The organism is Duganella sp. BJB476 (assembly GCF_003416895.1).
Classification (GTDB): domain Bacteria; phylum Pseudomonadota; class Gammaproteobacteria; order Burkholderiales; family Burkholderiaceae_D; genus Rugamonas.
Genome location: NZ_QVIO01000002.1, coordinates 631,973 through 651,870 on the forward strand (window position 1 = coordinate 631,973; position 19,898 = coordinate 651,870).

25 protein-coding genes and 1 pseudogene are annotated in these 19,898 nt (G+C 65.8%); 13 read left to right on the forward strand and 13 right to left on the reverse strand.

Going from position 1 to position 19,898, the window contains the following annotated elements:
• The first annotated feature begins 10 nt into the window (after positions 1–10).
• On the forward strand, positions 11–436 hold the full coding sequence (locus D0T21_RS12395) for a hypothetical protein (protein WP_116989554.1): 426 nt from the start codon (positions 11–13) through the stop codon (positions 434–436).
• Between the two features lie 73 nt (positions 437–509).
• Positions 510–884: a TraR/DksA C4-type zinc finger protein gene (locus D0T21_RS12400; RefSeq protein ID WP_116989553.1), complete on the forward strand. Its 375-nt coding sequence runs from the start codon at positions 510–512 to the stop codon at positions 882–884.
• Positions 885–899: 15 nt separating this feature from the next.
• Here the strand turns inward: D0T21_RS12400 and D0T21_RS12405 are convergent, their stop codons facing one another.
• Positions 900–1,262 carry a hypothetical protein gene (locus D0T21_RS12405; protein WP_116989552.1) on the reverse strand — a complete coding sequence of 121 codons (363 nt, stop codon included), beginning with the start codon at positions 1,260–1,262 and terminating at the stop codon, positions 900–902.
• Positions 1,263–1,498: 236 nt separating this feature from the next.
• On the opposite strand from D0T21_RS12405, the gene D0T21_RS12410 reads away from it, so the two are divergent.
• Genes D0T21_RS12410 through D0T21_RS12435 form a run of 6 tightly spaced genes read left to right on the forward strand, consistent with a single transcriptional unit; the run spans position 1,499 to position 7,634 of the window.
• Positions 1,499–3,175 (forward strand): EAL domain-containing protein, encoded by a 1,677-nt coding sequence (locus D0T21_RS12410; protein ID WP_229211452.1) that lies wholly within the window; start codon positions 1,499–1,501, stop codon positions 3,173–3,175.
• Positions 3,172–3,504 (forward strand): hypothetical protein, encoded by a 333-nt coding sequence (locus tag D0T21_RS12415; RefSeq protein WP_116989550.1) that lies wholly within the window; start codon positions 3,172–3,174, stop codon positions 3,502–3,504. Before D0T21_RS12410 ends, D0T21_RS12415 begins: the two co-directional genes overlap by 4 nt.
• Positions 3,501–4,334 (forward strand): HDOD domain-containing protein, encoded by an 834-nt coding sequence (locus D0T21_RS12420; RefSeq protein WP_116989549.1) that lies wholly within the window; start codon positions 3,501–3,503, stop codon positions 4,332–4,334. The genes D0T21_RS12415 and D0T21_RS12420 overlap by 4 nt, the downstream gene beginning before the upstream one ends.
• Positions 4,331–5,818: an ATP-binding protein gene (locus D0T21_RS12425; protein WP_116989548.1), complete on the forward strand. Its 1,488-nt coding sequence runs from the start codon at positions 4,331–4,333 to the stop codon at positions 5,816–5,818. Before D0T21_RS12420 ends, D0T21_RS12425 begins: the two co-directional genes overlap by 4 nt.
• Complete coding sequence (locus tag D0T21_RS12430) at positions 5,815–7,143, forward strand: HD domain-containing phosphohydrolase (RefSeq protein ID WP_116989547.1); 1,329 nt, start codon at positions 5,815–5,817, stop codon at positions 7,141–7,143. The genes D0T21_RS12425 and D0T21_RS12430 overlap by 4 nt, the downstream gene beginning before the upstream one ends.
• Positions 7,140–7,634: a response regulator gene (locus D0T21_RS12435; protein WP_116989546.1), complete on the forward strand. Its 495-nt coding sequence runs from the start codon at positions 7,140–7,142 to the stop codon at positions 7,632–7,634. Before D0T21_RS12430 ends, D0T21_RS12435 begins: the two co-directional genes overlap by 4 nt.
• Positions 7,635–7,637: 3 nt before the next feature.
• On the opposite strand, the gene D0T21_RS12440 is transcribed toward D0T21_RS12435, so the two are convergent.
• The 3 genes from D0T21_RS12440 to D0T21_RS12450 form a co-directional block, all read right to left on the reverse strand.
• Complete coding sequence (locus D0T21_RS12440; protein ID WP_116989545.1) at positions 7,638–8,957, reverse strand: ATP-binding protein; 1,320 nt, start codon at positions 8,955–8,957, stop codon at positions 7,638–7,640.
• A 109-nt stretch (positions 8,958–9,066) separates the two neighbouring features.
• Positions 9,067–9,936 carry a zinc-dependent peptidase gene (locus D0T21_RS12445; protein ID WP_116989544.1) on the reverse strand — a complete coding sequence of 290 codons (870 nt, stop codon included), beginning with the start codon at positions 9,934–9,936 and terminating at the stop codon, positions 9,067–9,069.
• 121 nt (positions 9,937–10,057) lie between these two features.
• The gene (locus D0T21_RS12450) at positions 10,058–10,690 is read right to left on the reverse strand and encodes a winged helix-turn-helix domain-containing protein (RefSeq protein WP_229211453.1); all 633 of its coding nucleotides are present in this window, start codon (positions 10,688–10,690) and stop codon (positions 10,058–10,060) included.
• A gap of 338 nt (positions 10,691–11,028) precedes the next feature.
• Here D0T21_RS12450 and D0T21_RS12455 point away from each other — a divergent pair, with 338 nt between their 5' ends.
• Complete coding sequence (locus D0T21_RS12455; protein WP_116989542.1) at positions 11,029–12,078, forward strand: OmpA family protein; 1,050 nt, start codon at positions 11,029–11,031, stop codon at positions 12,076–12,078.
• 37 nt (positions 12,079–12,115) lie between these two features.
• Positions 12,116–12,979: pseudogene (locus D0T21_RS12460) on the forward strand (YihY/virulence factor BrkB family protein).
• Positions 12,980–12,986: 7 nt separating this feature from the next.
• On the opposite strand, the gene D0T21_RS12465 reads toward D0T21_RS12460, so the two are convergent.
• The 3 genes from D0T21_RS12465 to D0T21_RS12475 all read right to left on the reverse strand — a co-directional run bounded on the left by D0T21_RS12465 (position 12,987) and on the right by D0T21_RS12475 (position 14,886).
• On the reverse strand, positions 12,987–13,277 hold the full coding sequence (locus tag D0T21_RS12465) for a hypothetical protein (protein WP_116989541.1): 291 nt from the start codon (positions 13,275–13,277) through the stop codon (positions 12,987–12,989).
• Positions 13,278–13,351: 74 nt separating this feature from the next.
• Entirely contained in the window at positions 13,352–14,509 is a 1,158-nt protein-coding gene (locus tag D0T21_RS12470; protein ID WP_229211454.1) for an AI-2E family transporter, read from the reverse strand.
• Positions 14,510–14,574: 65 nt separating this feature from the next.
• Positions 14,575–14,886, reverse strand: a complete 312-nt coding sequence (locus tag D0T21_RS12475) for a BON domain-containing protein (RefSeq protein ID WP_116989540.1) — start codon at positions 14,884–14,886, stop codon at positions 14,575–14,577.
• A 210-nt stretch (positions 14,887–15,096) separates the two neighbouring features.
• Between D0T21_RS12475 and D0T21_RS12480 the strand changes: the two genes are divergently transcribed.
• Genes D0T21_RS12480 through D0T21_RS12490 form a run of 3 tightly spaced genes read left to right on the forward strand, consistent with a single transcriptional unit; the run spans position 15,097 to position 16,096 of the window.
• Entirely contained in the window at positions 15,097–15,543 is a 447-nt protein-coding gene (locus D0T21_RS12480; RefSeq protein ID WP_116989539.1) for a glycine zipper 2TM domain-containing protein, read from the forward strand.
• A 45-nt stretch (positions 15,544–15,588) separates the two neighbouring features.
• Positions 15,589–15,741 carry a DUF3309 family protein gene (locus D0T21_RS12485; RefSeq protein ID WP_116989538.1) on the forward strand — a complete coding sequence of 51 codons (153 nt, stop codon included), beginning with the start codon at positions 15,589–15,591 and terminating at the stop codon, positions 15,739–15,741.
• Between the two features lie 16 nt (positions 15,742–15,757).
• The gene (locus tag D0T21_RS12490; RefSeq protein ID WP_116989537.1) at positions 15,758–16,096 is read left to right on the forward strand and encodes a hypothetical protein; all 339 of its coding nucleotides are present in this window, start codon (positions 15,758–15,760) and stop codon (positions 16,094–16,096) included.
• Positions 16,097–16,099: 3 nt separating this feature from the next.
• Here the strand turns inward: D0T21_RS12490 and D0T21_RS12495 are convergent, their stop codons facing one another.
• From D0T21_RS12495 to D0T21_RS12520, 6 genes are all read right to left on the reverse strand, one after another.
• A complete protein-coding gene (locus D0T21_RS12495; RefSeq protein WP_116989536.1) occupies positions 16,100–17,263 on the reverse strand; it encodes a patatin-like phospholipase family protein in 1,164 nt (387 codons plus the stop codon).
• Positions 17,264–17,308: 45 nt separating this feature from the next.
• The gene (locus tag D0T21_RS12500) at positions 17,309–17,674 is read right to left on the reverse strand and encodes a hypothetical protein (protein ID WP_116989535.1); all 366 of its coding nucleotides are present in this window, start codon (positions 17,672–17,674) and stop codon (positions 17,309–17,311) included.
• 12 nt (positions 17,675–17,686) lie between these two features.
• Positions 17,687–18,055 (reverse strand): phage holin family protein, encoded by a 369-nt coding sequence (locus D0T21_RS12505; protein WP_116989534.1) that lies wholly within the window; start codon positions 18,053–18,055, stop codon positions 17,687–17,689.
• 18 nt (positions 18,056–18,073) lie between these two features.
• Positions 18,074–18,376: a YqjD family protein gene (locus D0T21_RS12510; RefSeq protein ID WP_008446875.1), complete on the reverse strand. Its 303-nt coding sequence runs from the start codon at positions 18,374–18,376 to the stop codon at positions 18,074–18,076.
• A gap of 72 nt (positions 18,377–18,448) precedes the next feature.
• Entirely contained in the window at positions 18,449–18,976 is a 528-nt protein-coding gene (locus D0T21_RS12515) for a bacterioferritin (protein WP_116989533.1), read from the reverse strand.
• Positions 18,977–18,996: 20 nt separating this feature from the next.
• Entirely contained in the window at positions 18,997–19,890 is an 894-nt protein-coding gene (locus D0T21_RS12520) for an OmpA family protein (RefSeq protein WP_116989532.1), read from the reverse strand.
• Positions 19,891–19,898: the final 8 nt, after the last annotated feature.

Below are 19,898 nucleotides of genomic sequence, written 5' to 3' on the forward strand. Positions count from 1 at the left end.
AGGAGTTGCCATGGCAGATCCCCACGATATCGAAGCGCTGGGCGACAGCCTGTCCGCCAGCGCCGACGCATTGCACGCGCAACTGATGCGCGCGCTGCGCAAGCGGGCGCCGGGCAGCGCGCCCGTCATGACGCAAGGCACGGCGCAAGCGCTGTTTGAAAATGAAGTGCTGCTGCGCCAGCGCGCCAACAGCCTGTACCTGGACAGCGCCAAGCTGGCCGCCAGCGGCCTGGGCGGCGCCCAGCAGCAGCTGCTGGAACAGACCCGCCGCGCCCAGGACACCGTCGCCCGCATCGACAAGGTGAAGGACCTGGTCGACCTCTCCGCCGAACTGCTGTCGCTGGGCGCGGCGGTCGCCAGCGGCAAGCCGGAACGCATCGTCACGCCGCTGGAAAAACTCAAGCACCACCTGGACGCGCTGGCCCCGCCGGACTGAGGCCGAGGTTCAAGCCGGCCCGCGCCGAACAAAATCGCGCCGCGCCGGTCCAATGCCGTAAGGAGTACGCGGCATGAACGGACTCGATGACCATCAATGGACGGCCTTGCAGGCGCGGCTGGAGCGCGCGCGCGCCGCCCTGCTGAGCCAGCTGGCGGACGATCTCGACCGCAGTGCCGACGTGCGCGCGCCGCCGCCGCACGAGGCCGAAGCGTCGCCGGCCGACAACGCCAGCCAGCGCACCCTCAACGCGCTGGTGCACGAGGCGGCCGAACACACGGCGCGCCAGTTGCACATTGTGCGCCACGCGCTGGCCAAGTTCGATGACCACAGTTATGGATTGTGCGAGCACTGCGGCGAGTTGATCGGCTATTCGCGCCTGAACGCGCGGCCGGAAGCGCGGCTATGCATCACCTGCCAGACACGGCAGGAACAGCGCCGCCGCTAAATTCAGTCGCCCGGTTCAGCCAGCCTCCAGCCAGGGCTGGCTGCGGATCTTGGCCACCTGCCGCTGCGCCAGCAAGCGCCACAGTTGCAGCGCGTCGGCCTGCGCCAGCGCCGTCATCACCCGCGGGCCGGCCAGCGCGATTTCGCAATCGCGGTCCGACCATTCGGCAAAGCGCACCCCGCCGCCGGTGGACACCTCGACTTCGTACATCAAGCCGTCGTCATAACCGAAGCGCAGCACGGCGCTGCCCGGGCCGCCGTCAGGACTGGCGGTCTTGCCGCTGTAGACATCCGCCAGCACCGCCGCCATCTGCGCTTCGGACGGCGCCGCCACATCGCGGCCGTCTGGACGAGTGAGCACTACCCATGCCTGTGCCATTGCCGCATCCCCCTATCAAAACGCGTTATTCCGACGGGTGCCAGGTTTTTTTATTGTAGCGACTATCATACCCAAAATTGCCGCCAGCGCTGGCTTAGTCCCCAATAAGCAACAACCCCGCGCAAATCGGCGGGCGGCAAAAAAAGCTGCGTGCATGCACGCCACAAAACTGGTGTGGCCGTATAATCGATTTGGGTTTTCGATATCTAGAAGCTATTAATTCGCTAGGCGCGCCCATGCATGCAGCACCGCAAACGCACGATGTCCCGCCCGTGACGGTCGCTCCGGACCTGCCGTTTCTCCACGCGCTGGAGCAGGCGCTGGCGCAAGACCAGCTGCGCCTGCTATACCAGCCGCTGGTGGACTTGCAGAGCGGCGCCGTGGTCAGCCTGGAAGCGCTGGTGCGCTGGCAACATCCCGAACGCGGCCTGCTGTCGGCCCACGCCTTCCTGCCGCAGGCCGAGGCGGCCGGCATGACGGCCGCCATCGGCCACTGGGTGTTGCGGCGCGCCTGCGGCGACCTGCAAGCCTGGCGCCGCGGCGGCCAGAACGACTTGCGGGTGGCGATCAATGTCTCGCCCAGCCAGTTCCGCGATCCCGGCTTCGGCGCCGCCGTCGCCGCCATGCTGGACGACTACGCCATCACCCCCGCCGCGCTGACCTTGGAAATCACCGAGGTCGCGCTGACCGAAGCCGGCGCCGCCTGCGATGACGTGCTGGCCGGCTTCAAGACGCGCGGCCTGAACTTGACCCTGGACGACTTCGGCACCGGCCACGGCTCGCTCAGCAGCCTGAAACGCTATCCCTTCGACGCCATCAAGATCGACGCCGACTTCATCCGCAACGTGGTGGCCGACAGCCACGACGCCGCCATGGCCAAGAGCATCATCGCCATGGGCCACAACCTGGGCATGAAGGTGGTGGCCGAGGGCGTAGAGACGGAAGCCCAGTGCGACTTCCTGCGCCGCAATATGTGCGACCAGATCCAGGGCTATTTCTTCGCGCCGCCGCTGGCCTCGACCGAGCTGCACCAGCTGCTGGCCAGCGGCCGCGCGCTGCCGGAGCACCTGCTGCGCATGCACCGGCCGCCGCGCCGCCTGCTGCTGGTGGACGACGAGCCCAACATCCTGGCCGCGCTCAAGCGCCTGCTGCGCGGCGACCAGTACCAGATCTACACCGCCAACGACGGCCCGCAGGGCCTGGCCGTGCTGGCCGAGCATCCGGTCGACGTCATCGTCTCCGACCAGCGCATGCCCGGCATGCTGGGCGCCGACTTCCTGCGCAAGGCCAGGGAGCTGGTGCCGGATACCATACGCATCATGCTGTCCGGCTACACCGAGCTGCAATCGGTGACCGACGCCGTCAACGAAGGCGCGATCTACAAATTCCTCACCAAGCCGTGGGAAGACGAGCAGCTGCGCGGGCATATCGCCGAATCGTTCCGGGTCAAGGAAATCGCCGACGACAACCAGCGCCTGCACCTCGAAGTGCGCAGCGCCAACCAGGAACTGGCGGCCGCCAACCGCCGCATGGAACAGCTCCTGCAGGAAAAGCAGCGCCAGATCAGCCGCGACGAGATCAGCCTGAACGTCGCGCGCGAACTGCTGCAACACCTGCCGCTGGCGGTGATCGGCATGGACGACTCCGGCATGATCGCCTTCATCAACGCCGCCGCCGCCTGCCTGTTCCGCTACAGCGGCGCGCTGCTCGGCAACGAGGCCTGCCACGTGCTGCCCGAGCTGTTCCCGGCCGACGGCGCCGAGGCCCAGGCCCAAACTGGCAGCGGCCAGCCCCGCCACCACCTGGCCGACATCGGCGGCCAGAGCTACGTCGTCATGTGCTACCCGATGGGCGAGCACTCGGCCTCGCGCGGCAGCCTGATCACCCTGAGCAAAATGGAGACCGATCGATGAGCGTCACCGCCCACCCCAACGAAATCGGCCTGGAGCAAGCCGTCGAAGGCATGACGCTGGCCGCCGCCCTGCTGGACGCCCACGGCGGCGTGCTGCTGCCGCAGGACGCCACGCTGACCACCGCCACGCTGGCCTCGCTGCGCCGGCGCGGCATCGAGCGCTGCGTGGTCTGGAGCGCGGCCGACGCGCCCGATCCGGCCGCGCTGGCCCGTGCCCGCGCGCTGCAACTGGCGCGGCTCGACCGGTTGTTCCGCCACAGCGCCGACAGCGACGGCGGCGCCGCGCTGCTGCAACGCCTGCGCGCCTACCGCGAGGGACCGCCAGCATGACCGCCGACGACATCATCAAGGCGGTGCGCGACCTGCCCTCGCTGCCGGCGGTGGTCAACGAACTGCTGGCCAGCATGGACCAGGACGACATCGACACCCACGCGCTGGCCGCCAAGATCACGCTCGACCAGGCGCTCACCGCCAAGACGCTGCGCCTGGCCAACTCCTCGTTCTACGGCATGCCGTCCAAGGTCACCTCGATCCAGCAGGCGATCTCGGTGCTGGGCTTCCACGCCATCCGCACCCTGGTGACGGCCTGCTCGGTGACCGAGAGCTTCAAGCCGGCGCCCGGCAACCAGTTCGACTTCCCGGCCTTCTGGCGCCACTCGATCGCCAGCGCGGTGTGCGCGCGCGTGCTGGCGCCGCATGTGCGCCTGAACCCTGACACCGCCTTCACCGCCGGCCTGTTGCACGACCTCGGCACGCTGGTGCTGGCCACCCGCTTCCCCGACGACTACCGCCGCGTGCACGAGTACCGCCGCCAGCACGACTGCACCGCCGCGCCGGCCCAGCTGGCCGTGTTCGGCATCGACCACGCCACGGTCGGCAGCGCGCTGGCCAAGCACTGGAAGTTCCCGGCGACTATCCAGGCCGCCGTCGCCGACCACCACCGCGCCGCCGACAGCAAGCCGGCCACGCTGTCGAGCGTGATCTACGCGGCCAACATCCTGGCCCACGCGCTCGACCTGTCGGGCCAGGAGGACGACCAGGTGCCGCCGCTGTCGCTGGCCGCGTGGCAGGCGCTGGGCCTGAGCGACGCCGCCTGGGCCGGCGTGTTCGCCGAGACCGAACAGCTGTTCGAAACCATGTGCAAGATGCTGACGACATGAACTCCGCCTCCCCCGCCACCCCGAGCGCAACGCCCATCCCGCCGCTGCCGGACGCCGAATCGCCGGCGCACGCCGCGTTCGCGCTGTCCGAGTTCTTCGACGGCCATCCGGTGGCCACCTTCGCCATCGACACCCGGCACGTGATCACGCACTGGAACCGCGCCTGCGAGCACCTGCTGGGCTGGAGCAAGCTGGCCATGGTCGGCACCAGCAACCACTGGCAAGCCTTCTATCCCAAGCAGCGCCCGGTGCTGGCCGACCTGATCGTGGCCGGCGACGACCACCTGCTGGAGCAGCACTACCCCGGCAAGTACCGCGCCTCGGCGCTGATCCCCGGCGCCTACGAGGCCGAGGACTTCTTCCCCAACATCGGCGCCAGCGGCCACTGGCTGCACTTCACGGCGGCGCCGCTGCGCGACCACCAGGGCCGCATCGTCGGCGCCATCGAAACGCTGCGCGACGTCACCGAGCGGCGGGTGGCCGAGAACGCGCTGCGGCGCGCCCACGACAACCTGGAAAACGTGGTCGAGAAACGCACCGCCCAGCTGGCCGACATGAACGAGCAGCTGCAGGAAGACATCCGCCAGCGCCACCTGGCCGAGGCCGAACTGCGGCGCAGCAACCTGGAGTTGACCGAACTGAACAGCCAACTGTCGCGCGCCCAGCAGCAGCTGGTGCAGGCCGACAAGCTGGCCTCGATCGGCCAGCTGGCGGCCGGCGTCGCGCACGAGATCAACAACCCGATCGGCTACATCTTTTCCAACTTCACCACCCTGCAAACCTATCTGGACCAGCTGTTCGAAATGCTCGACGCCTACCAGCAGGCCGAGGCCGACATCGGCGCGCCGGCCGCCGCGGCCGCCCTGCGCGCGCGGCGCGAGCAGATCGACCTGGACTTCCTGCGCGAGGACATCCCGTCGCTGATGGCCGAATCGCGCGAAGGCATCGTGCGGGTGCGCCACATCGTCCAGGACCTGAAGGACTTCTCGCGGGTCGACGCCAACCAGGACTGGGTCTGGTCCAATCTGCACCGCGGCATCGACTCCACCCTCAACATCGTCGGCAACGAGGTCAAGTACAAGGCCGATGTGGTCAAGGAATACGGCGACATCCCCGACATCCAGTGCCTGCCGCTGCAGATCAACCAGGTGGTGATGAACCTGGTGGTCAACGCCGCCCACGCCATCGGCGAGCAGCGCGGCCGCATCACCGTGCGCACCGGCACCGACGGCGACAACGTGTGGATCGACGTCGCCGACAACGGCAGCGGCATTTCTCCGGACACGCTGTCGCGCATCTTCGACCCCTTCTTCACCACCAAGGCGGTCGGCAAGGGCACCGGGCTGGGGCTGTCGCTGGCCTACGGCATCGTGCAGAAACACGGCGGCCACATCGACGTCGAAACCGAACTCGGCAAAGGCACCCGCTTCCGCGTGCGGCTGCCGATCAACCAGCCCGAAGCGGCCAGCGAGGATCCCGCATGAGCAGCGTGCTGTCCGCCGCGGCCGCGCCGGCCACCGTCGCCACGCTGCTGTGCGTGGACGACGAGCCCAACATCCTGTCCTCGCTGCGGCGCCTGTTCCGCCCGGCCGGCTACCGCGTGCTGCTGGCCGAGAGCGGCGCGCTCGGCCTGGAGGTGCTGGAGAAGGAGCAGGTCGACCTGGTGATCTCCGACATGCGCATGCCGGAAATGAACGGCGCCCAGTTCCTGGCCCAGGTCAAGGCGCGCTGGCCCGACACCATGCGCCTGCTGCTGACCGGCTATTCCGACATCCAGTCGATCCAGGACGCCATCAACTGCGGCGAGATCTACCGCTACATCACCAAGCCGTGGGAAGACGGCGACATGCTGCTGCTGGTGCGCCACGCGCTGGAGCGGCGCCAGCTGGAGCAGGAGAAGGTGCGGCTGGAAGCGCTGACCCTGCGCCAGAACGAGGAACTGAAGACGCTCAACCAGAGCCTGGAAGCCAAGGTCGAGGCGCGCACCCGCCAGCTCAAGGCCGAGCACGAGGCGACCACCTCCGCCAACAACAAGCTCAAGCGTAACTTCGTCACCACCATCAAGATTTTTTCCAGCATGATCGAGCTGCGGGCGCACAACCGGCCCGGCCACGCGCGCCTGGTGGCAGAGCTGGCGCGCCAGCTGGCGGTGCGGCTGGAGCTGGACGCGCGCGAGACCCAGGAAATCTTCATCGCCGCGCTGCTGCACGACATCGGCAAGATCGGCTTTTCCGACGAACTGCTGCAAACCCCGTTGACCATGCTGCACGGCGAATCGCTGGGCCTGTTCCGCAAGCATCCGCAGCGCGCCGCCGAACTGCTGATGCCGCTGGAGGACTTGCGCGGCAGCGCCGCCATCCTGCGCGGCCAGCTGGAGCGCTTCGACGGCAACGGCTTCCCGGACGGCCTGGCCGGCCTGGCGATCCCGCTGGGCGCGCGCATCCTGGCGCTGGCGGCCGACTACTACAACCTGCAACAGGGGGCGATGGTGCAGCGCCACCTGCGGCCGGAGGAAGCCAAGACGCTGATCCTCGACGCCAGCGGCAAGCGCTACGATCCCAACGTGGTGACGGCGTTCCGCCAGATCATCGACGGCGGCGCCGACACCGGCGCCGGGGTCGAAGTGCTGTCCGGCGAACTGCTGCCCGGCATGGTGCTGGCGCGCGACCTGATCAGCCGCGACGGCCTGATGCTGCTGTCGGTCGAGCACGTGCTGGACGCCCGCATGATCCAGCAGGTGCAGGACTTCGAGACCAAGGCCGGCGGCCGGCTGTCGATCTGGATCCGCAATCCCAAGGGGGACGCATGAGCAAGATCCTGCTGGTGGACGACGAGATCAATGTGCTCAACGCCCTGCAGCGCGCCCTGCTGCAAATGTTCCGCGAGGCGCCGCCGCAGATCGAAACCTGCCTCGATCCCTACGACGCGCTCAAGCGCATCTGCTATTGCGACTACGACCTGATCATCTGCGACTACAACATGCCGCAGATGACCGGCGGCGAGCTGCTGCAGGCGCTCAGGGACATCGCGCCCAACACGGTGCGCATCATGCTCAGCGCCTCGACCGAGTACGGCACGGTGCTCAGCGCCATCAACCAGGCGCAGGCGTTCCGCTTCATGAGCAAGCCCTGGGATGCCGCCGAGCTGGAACAGAACGTGCGGCAGGCGCTGGCGCAGCGCGCCACGCTGGTGGCGCCGCCGCCACTGACGCCGCAAGAGCTGGAAGCGCAGCGGCTGGAGGCCGAGGAACCGGGCCTGCTGGACGTCAAGCGCGACGACGACGGCGCCGTTATCCTGTAGCAGTCACCCCGGCGCCGCGGCCTGCGGCGGCTGCACCGGCAGGTGCACCGTGAAGCGCGTGCCCTGCCCCACCACCGAGGCCACCTCGATGCGGCCGCCGTGGCGGTTGACGATCCCGTACGACAAGGACAGGCCCAGCCCCGTGCCGCTGCCGACCGGCTTGGTGGTGAAGAACGGTTCGAAGATGCGATTCAGGTTTTCCGGCGCGATGCCGCAACCGTTGTCGCCCACCTCGATCCACACCCAGCCGTCGGCGGCGCCGGTGCGCAGCGTGATCACGCCCTGCTCGCGCAAGGCGTGGGCGGCGTTGACCAGCAGATTCATGAACACCTGGTTCAGCTGCGAGGCCAGGCAGGTGACCGGCGGCAGCGTGCCGTACTGCTTGTCGACCCGGGCCTTGTACTTGATCTCGTTGCTGACGATGTTGAGCGTGCTGTCCAGGCCGTGATGCAGGTCGGCCACCTGCCACTCGGTCTCGCCGACGTGGGAAAAGTCCTTCAGCGCCTGGACGATGTCCTTGACCCGCTTCAGGCCGTCCATCGATTCGCGCACCAGGTCGGTCACGTCTTCCTTGAGGAATTCCAGGTCGGCCTGTTCGCGCAGCGCCGCCAGCTGTGCCGCCAGCGCCGGGTGCGGCTTGGCGGCCTGCTCGTAGCGCTCGATCACGCCCAGCAGGGTGCCGACATAGTTCTTCAGCGAGCCCATGTTCGAGTTGACGAAGCCGACCGGGTTGTTGATCTCGTGCGCGATGCCGGCCGCCAGCTGGCCGATCGAGGCCATCTTTTCCGATTGCAGCAGTTGCTCGTGGGCGTTGCGCAGTTCGCCGATCAGCGCCTGCTGCTCGACGCCCTTGGCCTGCAAGGTCTCCTCCATGCGCTTGCGCGCCGTGATGTCGGTCAGCGAGCCGATCACCTCCAGCGGCACGCCCTTGTCGTCGCGGATCAGGCGCAGCGTGTCGTGCATCCACAGATAGCTGCCGTCGCTGGCGCGGAAGCGGTATTCGTAGGCGCGCTGGCCTTCGCTGAACACCAGCGCCAGGCTGGAAAAGATGCTGGGGGCGTCGTCGGGATGGATGTGGTCGAACCAGAAGTTGGGGTCGGCCACCATCTGCTCGGGACGGTATCCCAGCACGTTCAAGGCGTTGTTGCTGACGAAGGTCATCTTGAAGTCGCCGCTGGGCACGGTGCAATAGATGATGGCCGGCGTGTTGTCGACCAGGTACTGCAGCCGCACCAGCGGCGAAGCCGCCTCGGGCGCCGGCGCCGCCACGGCGGGAGCGCCGGCGGCATCGGAGGAAAGAAAGTCGAATTCGTCAAATTGCATATCGATAGCCTCGCGACAGCGTCTGTCCTGCGCAGATCGCGCAGGCGGACGGCATGCATCGGCGTGCGCGGCTGAATCGATTATGCACTAGTTCCGGCATTGATGGTGTTCAATGCGACCAGCTGGACTCCCAGCCGTAAGTGGGCTCGACAGGCGGTGGCGGCGGCGCCATCCACCCACGCGGATCGACCCGGTAGTACTTGAGGAATTCGGCGTACAACTCGGCGTGGTGCTCGGCCATCTGGTACGGTTTTTCGAAAAACGTTTCGGTGGCGACGGCGAAGAATTCGGCCGGATTGGTGGCGCCGTAATGGTCCATCACGCTGTGCTGGCGGTACATGGCGCTGTGGCGCAGGTTTTGGAAATCGCGCTCCAGCACTTCCGACCATTCGCGGTAGCTGGCCGGATTGCCCAGGTACGGCGCGCCGTTGGCGCGGCCCGACTCGCTGTCGAGCTGGTGGGCGAATTCATGCAACACGACGTTGTGGCCATCCGTCCAGTCGCCGGCGCCGCGCTGCACGTCGTCCCACGACAGGATCACGCGGCCGTCGTCCCAGGATTCGCCCAGCATGCTGTGGTGGCCCGGCGTGACCACCCCGCCCGGCCCGATCTCGGCACGCTGCGCCACGAAGGCGCTGGGATAGACCAGGACGGTGTGCAAGGCCGGATAGACTTTGGACGGGCGGTTCAGCAACAGCAGGCAAGCCTGGCCGGCGATGGTGACGGCCATCTCGTCGCTCACTTCCAGGCCTTCGCAACCGATGAACTTTTTCTGGTGCAGGAACTGCACCACCATGCGCTGCAACTGCTGCTGCAGGTCGGGCGCCATGCGGCGGTAGACCGGGATGTTGCGCTGCAGGACGGCCAGCGCCTCGGCCGGCAAGGGCTGCGCCAGCACCCGCCGCAAACGCCAGCGCGGGTAGTAAAAAGGCAGCGCTATCAACAGCGCCGTCAGGCCGATCCAGGTCAAAGCTTCCATGTGCCGCGCGTCCGTTGAGATGTCCAGTCAAGGCTAGGTGGGGGGCCTTGTCTACATTTCAATATGCAAACAGCCGGGCATGCCCGGCCGTTCCATCATACGCGTGCGCCGCAGGGTGCGGTCAGACGGCTTCTTCTTTTTGCATCGACGGCGCCGAGCCGAACAGGGCTGCCACCAGCGGATCGCGCATCACCGGGCCGCGGTTGACGCGGATCGCATAGTGCGTGTCGTCGGCCAGGATGTGGAAGTGGCGGCCGCTGCCGGCCATCGCCTGTTCGCGCAGGCCGGGACGTTCCTTGCGCGGCGGCGCGCCTTCGCGCTTCGGCTGGACGATGGCGGCCAGGAAGGCGCTGACGCGTTCCGGGTCGGGGGTCAGCTGGTAGACCGCCTTGCCCAGGTAGGTGGCGGTGCCTTCGACATAGCGCGCCAGCTCGATCACGCCGGCTTCGCGCAGGTCGCGGATGTATTTGCGGGCGCCGGACGGCGAAAACTTCAGGAACCAGGCGATTTCATCGGCCAGCATTTCGTGCAGTTGCAATTCGCCGATCAGCTTTTGCATGTTTTCGATGCGGCGCAGCGTGGCCGAGGTCGAGCGAACCCGCTCGATAGAGGCCATCGACAGCGCAGGCTTCCGGTCCAGAGGAGCCGGGGCCGGACGTTCCACCAGCATCAGCTTGGCTGTGGTGGCGTGCATTTCCGGCGAGGCTTTCATCTCGTTCTGGACCAGATGTTGAGGTTGTCTAACTGCATGCATGGGAACACTCCTTATAACAATTGCCGAGATTAGTGGCAGCGGATAGCGTGGCGGGCGGCGGGCATCTCGCTACGGTCTCTGCATCTGGCTCAAGAATGCCTTTTCGCAGCGCATTGGTCTGTGCGGCAACGAACATTAGAGGCAATCCATGGCACTTAAGGTGTGACAAGGGGCGTTGAACTAAGTTTCTGGAACTGTGACAAATTTGATACAGCACAAGCTTAGGTACGCTAGCGCACGGAAGAGCTGCACCAAACTGCTTAATCTTCGGTCCAACAGCGGTGCCTCAACATTGCTGGCAATGAAACACATCCAATCAATAAATCGGGAGCAAACCTGTGAACCAAACTAAAAAAATCGCCCTCGCCGCCGCTATTCTGTGTGCGTCGTTTTCCGCCCTGGCCCAGGATGCGGTCGTCAATCCATCGTGGTACATCCAGCCCAGCCTGAACGCCATGAAGCCCGATTCGGACTTCGGCGTGGACAAGCGCGGCTACGGCGTCGGCCTCAAATTCGGCAAGGCCCTCAATGAAAGCTGGGACATCCAGGGCGGCGCCACCTATGCGCGCTCGCGTGACAACGGCCAGCGTTACCGGCAGAACACGCTGGGCGTGGATGCCTTGTATATGTTTTCCCGCAAAACCTTCCGTCCCTTCCTGCTGGTCGGCGTCGGCGCCGAGCAGGACAAGGTGAAACTGAACGTGACCGGCGAACGCAGCAAGACCTCGCCCTACCTGAGCGCCGGCCTGGGCTTCCAGGCCGACATCAACGACCAAGTCGCCTTCCAGGCCGACATCCGCGACGTGCATGGCTTCATTCGCGGCAATGAGTTCCCGAACAGCAAGAGCAATAACTACTACGCAACGGTCGGCCTGAACATCGCCTTCAACGCGCCGCCGAAAGCCGCGCCGGTAGCGCCGCCGCCACCAGCACCGCAAGCCATGGAACCTGCGCCGCAGCCGGCCCCGGCCGTGGTGCCGCCACCGCCGCCACCGGCCCGCTTTGAAAAAGTGACGATGTCGGCGACCGAGCTGTTCGGCTTCGACAGCGCCAAGCTGGCGCCCGGCCAACCGAAGCTGGACGATATCGCCAATGTGCTGAATGCCAACTCCGGCATCGACAACGTGGTCATCTCCGGCTACACCGACCGCCTGGGCAGCGACAAGTACAACCAGAAGCTGTCCGAGCGCCGCGCCAACGCGGTCAAGGACTACCTGGTCAGCAAGGGCGTCGCCGCCAACCGCCTGAACGCCGTCGGCAAGGGCGAATCCAATCCTGTCGTGCAGTGCAACGACAAGAAACAGAAACGCGCCGACCTGATCAAGTGCCTGGAACCTAACCGTCGCGTCGAAATCGAACAGATCACCATCGAACGCCGCGTACAGTAAGCAACACAAGCCCCGCTCTGGTAGCGGGGCTTTTTTTATGAAACCAAATTTAGTGTCAGTGCTGCGATGCACCGTGACTGAATGGTTAGCACACCGCGCCAGCAGCAAGGGCGCGGCTTTGGCGTTTTACACGCTGTTTTCGATGGCGCCCATCCTGGTGCTGGTGCTGGCCATCGCCGGCTGGTTCTACGGACCGCAGGCGGCGCAGGGGCAGTTGTTCAGCGAGCTGCGCGGCCTGGTCGGCGCGCAGGGCGCGCAGGCGCTGCAACTGGTGCTGGCCGGCGCCCGCAACAAGGAGGAAGGCCGGCTCGCCACCCTGCTGGCCGGCGCCCTGCTGCTGTTCGGCGCGACCAGTGTGTTTGCCGAACTCAAGGCCAGCCTGGACGATATCTGGCAAGTCCCGCCGCTCACCCACGGCAACGCCTGGGACGTGATACGCACCCGCCTGCTTTCCTTCGGCATGATCCTGGTGCTGGCGTTCCTGCTGATGGTGTCGCTGGTGGTCAGCGCCGCGCTGACCCTGCTGGAAAACCTGTGGAGCGCATACTGGCGCGAAGCCGGCCTGGCACTGTCGGCCATCAATTTCATCGTCGGCTTTGTGGTGATCGCCGCCCTGTTCGGCGTGATCTTCAAGATGCTGCCGCGCATACGACTGTCCTGGCATGACGTGACGATAGGCGCGACCGGCACGGCCGCGCTGTTCACGCTGGGGAAATACCTGATCGGGGTTTATATCGGCAACAGCGGCGTCACCAGCAGCTTCGGCGCGGCGTGATCGGTGATCGCGCTGCTGCTGTGGGTGTACTACTCGGCGCAGATCTTCTTCCTGGGCGCCGAGTTCGCGCGCCAGTATGCGCTGCAACTGGGCAACTTGCGCCGGCGCAGCGCCATGGAACGCTAGCGCCGCCTTAGACCAGCGTGCGCCGCAGATAGGCGCGCCGCGTGGAGACCGGCAGATCGGCCACCGGCACCGACGCGGCCAGCGCCTGCTGGTCGGCCTCGCGCACCTGCGCATCGGGCGCCAACACACGGCCTATCACCTGCGGGCTGATGCCTATGCTCTGCAAGAACTCCACCGCATTGGCGGTGCCGATGTCGCGTTGCATTTCCAGCGCGTGGCGCACGATAAATTCAAGTGAGTGCCAACCGGCGGTGTCCGATGTCTCGGCCCGCTGGCGGCGGTCATGCTCTGGACTCATGGCGTACTCCTCAAGGTGCCTGTATTGCTCATGTTAGACGACCGCCGTCCGGAAGCAAGGGCGATCGCGCAAGCCTATTCGCCCAACAATTCGGCCACCACTTCCATGCCCTCGACGCGCTCGGCCACGCCCTTGACGATGACGATCAGCGGCACGCCCAGCAGCAAGCCGTACACGCCCCACAGCCAGCCCCAGAACAGCAGGCTGACGAACACCGCCGCCGCGTTCATGCGGGCGAAGCGCCCCGTCATCCAGGTCGCCACCACGGTGCCGACCAAGGTCGCGATCGCCAGCGACGTGCCCATCACCAGCACGCTCATTTGCAGCGATTCGAATTGCATGAAGGCGACCGCGCCGGTGGCCAAGGTAATCAGCAAGGGGCCGAAATACGGCATCAGGTGCAGCAGCCCGGCCACGATGGCCCAGGCGCCGGCGTTCTCCAGGCCGATCCAGCGCAGCGCCACCCACATCAGCAAGGCCAGCAGGCCGTTGGTGACGAGCAGCATCAGCATGTATTTCTGGATCGACGAGTTGATGTCCTCCAGGATGTGGACGGTGATTTTTTTCTTGCTCAGCGACGGCCCGGTCAGCTTGACCAGCTTGCGCTTGAAGGTGTCGCCCGACAGCAGCAGGAAGAACACCAGGAAGATCACCATGGTGGCCTGGCCAAGGAAGCCCATCACGCCCATCGAGCCGGCCCAGATCCAGTCCAGCACCGGCAGGCTGCCGCTGTCCGGCGACGGCGGCGCCGCCTTGCGCACGACGCGGCGTTCCTGCGCGCCGGCGGTGGCTTGCTGCAATTCAGTGGCCACCGCCTGGATGCGCTGGAAGGTACTGGGTCCGCCGTGCGCGCGCTCGGTGAGCAGGCGTGACAGCTTATGGCTGACGGTGGGCAGCTCTTCGACGATGGATTGAAACTCGCCCTGCACCTTGTCGATCACAACGAAGACGCCGCCCAGGATGGCGACGGTGACCAGCGTGGCGCCGAGCACGCGCGGCACGCGCAGGCGCTCCAGCCAGCACACGATGGGGCTGAGCATATAGCTGAATAAAATGCCGAGTAATAAGGGAACCAGGAAATTGCGCGACCATTGCAGCGCATAGACAAACGCCACGGTGGCGATGATGCCGAGCGCGAGGCCGCGGGCGTTGACGTGCAGGGGAATGCGGGGTGGATCACCATCGGCGGCCACTGCGTTGTTGAGGGGAAGTTCGGCAGGCAGCTGGCTCATGATGGCTCACAAAGAACTCCCGGCGCGCCACACCCGGATGGGCATGGCGCGCCGGCAGGTAAGGCTTACTTGACGCGGATGTCGTTCTTCACGGCGGTCACGCCTTTGACGCCGCGCGCCACGGCGCCGGCCTTGGCGATATCTTCAGGCTGGGCGACGAAGCCGCTCAGCTGCACGGTGCCCTTGAAGGTTTCCACATTGATTTCGGTGGACTTCAGGCTAGGCTCGTTGAAGATGCTGGCTTTGACTTTGGTGGTGATGACGGAATCGTCGACATACTCGCCCGTGCCTTCTTTGGTCGAGGTCGATGCGCAGCCGGCGGTGGCCAGCAGCGAAACGGTGAACAGGGCGGTGGCGATTTTGTGTGCGATTTTCATGGCATTCTCCTTGGAGGGTGATTAACAGTGGTTTGTCAGCCAGCGGGACTGGATGTCCTCGCTACCGATGTAGAGGTTTTACGCCCCTTCCCCACCCACCTCTGTACGGTACCGTACACAGACCGCACTTCGCCAAACTGGGTGCGAAAGCGCACAGACCCACGCCCCACCGCTGTCTATTCTGGAATCACACATTTTCGGGAGGACAACATGAAACACTCGACCACCATAGCAGCCGTGCTGATCGCCGGCACCGCCGTCCTGGGCGGCTGCGCCAGCACCAGCCAGCCGCAGCAAGGCAGCTACACCAACCCGGCGGACACCGCGTCCTACGGCACCATCGAATCGATCCAGGTCGTGCAGGCCAAGTCCGGCACCAGCGGCGCCGGCGCCGTTACCGGCGGCCTGGTCGGCGCCCTGCTGGGTAACCAGATCGGCTCCGGCAGCGGCCGCACCGCCGCCACCGTGGCCGGCGCAGTCGGCGGCGCCGTGGTCGGCAACAAGGTGGAGGAGAACCGCAACCAGCCGCGCGAACAATACCAGATCAGCGTGCGCATGGATAACGGCGACTACCGCATCATCAACCAGGACAGCGTCTACGACCTGCGCGCCGGCAACCGCGTGCGCCTGGTCGACGGCCGCCTGTACCGCTATTAATCATCCCGCCGTCCCGGCAGCCAAGCACTCAACAAGGAGAACACCATGGGTACCATCATTCTGATCATACTGGTCCTGGCATTGATCGGCGCCTTGCCGACCTGGCCGCACAGCCGCAGCTGGGGCTATGCGCCCAGCGGCATCACCGGACTGGTGGTGGTGATCCTGCTGCTCATGCTGCTGACCGGCCGGCTGTAAGCACACGGAGGCAATCATGGCTCAATTCAAGCACCTCATCATCGGCGCGGCGCTGGCGGGCGCCGCGTTCGCCACCCAGGCGAACACCACCACCACGCCGCCGCAGAACCTGCGCCTGCAGCAGGCGGAAATCGCCAGGGGCGATCCGCCGCGCTGGTACCAGGACGACGCCAGCCCGGCCGAGCAGTTGCGCACGCTGCGCAAGGAAATCGGCGCCGCGCTGGCCGAGGCCAACCTCGCCTGCAAGCAAGGCCCGGCCGCCGAACGCAGCGCCTGCATGAAAGAGGCGCGCGCCACCTATCAGCACGATATGGCGAACGCCGCGCAGATCCGCGCGGAGAACCACCCGCACTAAGGCTTACGCCGCCCGCTCCTGGTCGTGCGCCGGCTGCCGCAACGGCGGCAGTTCGTGCACGACCAGCGGCGTATCTTCCGTCACAAAGCTCAACCAGCCGGCCGCCTTGATGGCGCGCAGCGCATCCTGGTAGCCCTGGTCCCAGCGCCATTCGATCGAGCCCTTGGAGAAGTTGATGTCCTTGGCCGCCATATTCCAGTCGCGCCCCGCATACGCCAGCCGCACCACGTGCAGCGTGCTGTCGCCGCCCAGCCCGGCCAGTTCCTGCATGCCCTGCGCCGACTTGGCGCGCTCCGGCAATTCTCCATACAGCTCGCGCAGCTTCTGCTTCAGCTTGTGCGTGGCGACGTAATCCTGCAGGTGACGCTTGGAACGCGAGGCGAAGCTCACATCCTTCTGCCGCGTCTGCACTTCGTCCAGCGTGGTCGGCTCCGGGCCGTCGGCGTTCCACAAGTCCACCATGAAGCACAGCGTGTCGACATGCTCGTTATCGTCCAGCACGGTTTCCAGCGGCGTGTTGGAATACAGGCCGCCATCCCAGTACAGGTCGCCGTCGATGCGCACCGGCGGAAAGCCCGGCGGCAAGGCGCCGCTGGCGCGCACATGGTCGGCGCACAGCGTCTGCTCACGGTTGTCGAAGCTGCGCAACGTGCCGCAGGTGACCTTGAGCGCATTGACCGTCAGCCGCATGCCGCCCGGCGCGTTCAGGTAGTCGAAGTCGATCAGGCGCTTGAGCGTGTCGCCCAGCTCGCTGGTGTCGTAGAAGCTGGCCTGCTCGGGCGCGACGGCGGTCCCCATGGCGAACGGACTCATGAAGCGCGGCTTGAAGAAGCCCGGCACGCCGCGCATCACGGTGTCCCAGGTTTGCAGCAGCACGTTGGAGCGCCGCTGCATGTCCGGCACCCGGCTCATGTCGTAGCTGTCGCGGTGGGCCACGCCGTCCCAGAATTCCTTGAGGCGGCTCAGGCGGGTCTCGTGCGGATTGCCGGCCAGGATGGCGGCGTTGATCGCGCCGATCGAGGTGCCGACGATCCAGTCCGGCGCCAGGCCGTGTTCGTGCATCGCCTGGAACACGCCGGCCTGGTAAGCGCCCAACGCGCCGCCGCCCTGCAACACCAGGACCACGCGCAAGCGCTGGGGATTCAATTCGGGTATAGCACTGCTCATCTGTGACTCCAATAAAAAAACGCCGCAGTTGCGGCGTTTGGGGGACTACTCCTGCTCCGGCGCGGGTTTGCGCCGCAACAGCCACGCCATGCCGAGGCCGGCGGCCAGGGCCACGCCGATGGCCGGCTTGACCAGGCGCTTGCGGGCGATATACGAACCCACCGTCAGCGCATACGGCAGCAAGGACTTGAAGTTGACACTCTTCAGTCCACCCGGCTGCAACAGGCCGCCGAGGCGGGCCTGGGCCATGCCGATGGCCTGCTCGACGGCGCCATGAAACATGGCGTCCGGCTGCAAGGCATTGCCGACCAGCGCCTTGGCATGCACCACCTTGATGCGATACAGCTCGCCTTCGCGTATCAGGCGCTGCTTGTCTGCCTCGACGGCGGCGCGTTCAGCTTCTTTGCTCATCTGCTCTCCCGGTTACAACAGCATGTCGCGGTCGGACTTCAGTTCCGCCATCGTCGCCGGCATCGACAGTTTGCCGCTACGTATCATGCCGCGCGCGTACAGGATCAAGCCGATCGCGATCAGCAGGAACACGCCGGTGATGATGGGCAGGATCTTCCAGCCGATCGAGTCCCAGGCCAGGTAGGCGATCGTCACCGTGCCGTAGGCCAGCGCGAAGCAACCCGCCACCACGGCCAGCGCGAACACCAGCACCAGTTGCAGCAGGTGATTGCGCACCTGCGACAATTCCAGCGCGGCCAGCTCCAGCCGGGTCAGCACCAGGCCGATACTGTTGCGGGCAATATTGCCCAGCGACGCGATCAAGCCCGGTGGACGGTTCATCTCATCGGACACGATGGATTACTTGCGGCCGATGATGACGCCGATCAGCAGGCCGACGCCGGCGGCGGCGGCGATCGAACGCCATGGGTTTTCCTTGACGTAGACATCGGCCTGCTTGGCCATTTCCTTGCTGGCGGCGACCGCGCTCTGCTGGGCTTCGTGGGCCTTGGCCAGCGCGGTGTCGAGCGCGCGCATGCCGCGGCCGCGCAGTTCTTCGGCTTTTTCGCCGGTCAGCGCGGTGGCGGCGGTGAACAATGCTTGCGCATCCTTAACCAGAGTTTTCACGTCGTTATTCACGGTACTGATGTTTTGTTCCAGCATGATGGAGCTCCTGTTATGGTTGTGTGAAGTGAAAACTGTACAGCAAACTGCAAAATAGCCACTAACTGATCATTATCCCAGCAAATCGCGCATATCGTCCGCGTGTTCCTCTTCCACCGCCATGATCTTGATCAACAAGTGGCGGGTGGTCGGGTCGGTCATGCCGATCTGTTCGATCATCTGGCGGTACGACTCAATGGCGACACGCTCGGCGATCAGGTTGGCTTTGATCATCGATTGCACATCGTCAGATGCATCATACTCGGCATGGCTACGTGCGAGCAATGTTGCTGGATTGAAATCAGGTTGGCCATTCAACTGGATGATACGCTCAGCCAGCCAATCTGCGTGTTCCTGTTCCTGCATCGCATGCTCCAGGAACTCGGCCTTGATCGGGCCGTTGTCGCGCCCGGTCACCGTGTAGTAGTGGCGTTTGTAGCGCAGAATGCAGACCAGTTCGGTGGCCAGCGCATCGTTGAGCATCTTGAGGACGGCCGCGCGGTCGCCCTGGTAGCCGGCCGTGACCGGGCCATCCTGCAGGTTGCGGGCGGCCGCGCGGATGGCCTCCTTGTCGATACCGGTGGGTGTGGATTCAGCCATGATCTGCTTTCCTTTCGTGGTTAGTGACGGGTGGCGATCGGCGCGCCGTTCTGCGACAGCACGATCTCGACGCGGCGGTTCAGCTGGCGGCTGCCGGCATCGCTGTTGCTGGCGACCGGGAAGGCTTCACCATAGCCGCGGGTGGCGATCTTGTCGCTCTTGACGCCCAGGCCGATCAGCGCGTTGCGCACCGATTCGGCGCGGCGCTGCGACAGCTCCAGGTTATGCGCGGCGCTGCCGGTGCTGTCGGTAAAGCCTTCGATCAGCACCGCGCTTTGCGGTTCCTGCAACAGCACGTCGGCCATCTTCTGCGCGGTGCGCATGCCTTCCGCGCTCAGCTCGGCGCGATCGACGTTGAACAGCACGTCGCTCAGCGTGATGACGATGCCGCGGTCGGTCTGCTTGGCTTGCAGGTCGGCCAGCTGCTGTTGCAGCGCGGCGTTCTTGGCCGCTTCGTCGCGGGCGCTGTTGGCGGCGGCATCGGCCTGGGCGCGGGCGGCGTCGGCGTCAGCCTTGGCCAGGTTGGCTTGCGACTTGGCCTGGTTGGCTTCCATCGTGCGCTGCTCCAGGCGGATCTCGTCGCGCTGGTGGCCGGCGTTGGCCATCTCGTTCTCGGCCTGTTTCTGTTTCGCCACTTCACGCGCGGTGGCGATCTTCTGGCGGGCGATGTAGGCCAGCTTGTCGATCTCGTCCAGGCTTTCCTTCTTGGCGGCGGCGGCGTTGGCGCGGTCCAGCGCATCGGAGGCGGCCTTGAATTCCAGCGGCGCGTTGGCCGCGACCGACGGCGTGCTTTGCGCGGCCATGAAGTCGCCGCGGGTTTGATCCAGCAGGCTGGTGGTGGTCGGCGTGGTGCTGCAGGCGGCGAACATGATGGACAGCGCGAATACGGACGGAATGAGGTACAGGGATTTCATGGCGGAGC

Excerpts from the sequence above, each read along its gene's own strand:
- D0T21_RS12395 (WP_116989554.1), top strand. The coding sequence starts at position 11 with ATGGCAGATCCCCACGATATCGAAGCGCTGGGCGACAGCCTGTCCGCC.
- D0T21_RS12400 (WP_116989553.1), top strand. The coding sequence starts at position 510 with ATGAACGGACTCGATGACCATCAATGGACGGCCTTGCAGGCGCGGCTG.
- D0T21_RS12405 (WP_116989552.1), bottom strand. The coding sequence starts at position 1,262 with ATGGCACAGGCATGGGTAGTGCTCACTCGTCCAGACGGCCGCGATGTG.
- D0T21_RS12410 (WP_229211452.1), top strand. The coding sequence starts at position 1,499 with ATGCATGCAGCACCGCAAACGCACGATGTCCCGCCCGTGACGGTCGCT.
- D0T21_RS12415 (WP_116989550.1), top strand. The coding sequence starts at position 3,172 with ATGAGCGTCACCGCCCACCCCAACGAAATCGGCCTGGAGCAAGCCGTC.
- D0T21_RS12420 (WP_116989549.1), top strand. The coding sequence starts at position 3,501 with ATGACCGCCGACGACATCATCAAGGCGGTGCGCGACCTGCCCTCGCTG.
- D0T21_RS12425 (WP_116989548.1), top strand. The coding sequence starts at position 4,331 with ATGAACTCCGCCTCCCCCGCCACCCCGAGCGCAACGCCCATCCCGCCG.
- D0T21_RS12430 (WP_116989547.1), top strand. The coding sequence starts at position 5,815 with ATGAGCAGCGTGCTGTCCGCCGCGGCCGCGCCGGCCACCGTCGCCACG.
- D0T21_RS12435 (WP_116989546.1), top strand. The coding sequence starts at position 7,140 with ATGAGCAAGATCCTGCTGGTGGACGACGAGATCAATGTGCTCAACGCC.
- D0T21_RS12440 (WP_116989545.1), bottom strand. The coding sequence starts at position 8,957 with ATGCAATTTGACGAATTCGACTTTCTTTCCTCCGATGCCGCCGGCGCT.
- D0T21_RS12445 (WP_116989544.1), bottom strand. The coding sequence starts at position 9,936 with ATGGAAGCTTTGACCTGGATCGGCCTGACGGCGCTGTTGATAGCGCTG.
- D0T21_RS12450 (WP_229211453.1), bottom strand. The coding sequence starts at position 10,690 with ATGCATGCAGTTAGACAACCTCAACATCTGGTCCAGAACGAGATGAAA.
- D0T21_RS12465 (WP_116989541.1), bottom strand. The coding sequence starts at position 13,277 with ATGAGTCCAGAGCATGACCGCCGCCAGCGGGCCGAGACATCGGACACC.
- D0T21_RS12470 (WP_229211454.1), bottom strand. The coding sequence starts at position 14,509 with ATGAGCCAGCTGCCTGCCGAACTTCCCCTCAACAACGCAGTGGCCGCC.
- D0T21_RS12475 (WP_116989540.1), bottom strand. The coding sequence starts at position 14,886 with ATGAAAATCGCACACAAAATCGCCACCGCCCTGTTCACCGTTTCGCTG.
- D0T21_RS12480 (WP_116989539.1), top strand. The coding sequence starts at position 15,097 with ATGAAACACTCGACCACCATAGCAGCCGTGCTGATCGCCGGCACCGCC.
- D0T21_RS12485 (WP_116989538.1), top strand. The coding sequence starts at position 15,589 with ATGGGTACCATCATTCTGATCATACTGGTCCTGGCATTGATCGGCGCC.
- D0T21_RS12490 (WP_116989537.1), top strand. The coding sequence starts at position 15,758 with ATGGCTCAATTCAAGCACCTCATCATCGGCGCGGCGCTGGCGGGCGCC.
- D0T21_RS12495 (WP_116989536.1), bottom strand. The coding sequence starts at position 17,263 with ATGAGCAGTGCTATACCCGAATTGAATCCCCAGCGCTTGCGCGTGGTC.
- D0T21_RS12500 (WP_116989535.1), bottom strand. The coding sequence starts at position 17,674 with ATGAGCAAAGAAGCTGAACGCGCCGCCGTCGAGGCAGACAAGCAGCGC.
- D0T21_RS12505 (WP_116989534.1), bottom strand. The coding sequence starts at position 18,055 with ATGAACCGTCCACCGGGCTTGATCGCGTCGCTGGGCAATATTGCCCGC.
- D0T21_RS12510 (WP_008446875.1), bottom strand. The coding sequence starts at position 18,376 with ATGCTGGAACAAAACATCAGTACCGTGAATAACGACGTGAAAACTCTG.
- D0T21_RS12515 (WP_116989533.1), bottom strand. The coding sequence starts at position 18,976 with ATGGCTGAATCCACACCCACCGGTATCGACAAGGAGGCCATCCGCGCG.
- D0T21_RS12520 (WP_116989532.1), bottom strand. The coding sequence starts at position 19,890 with ATGAAATCCCTGTACCTCATTCCGTCCGTATTCGCGCTGTCCATCATG.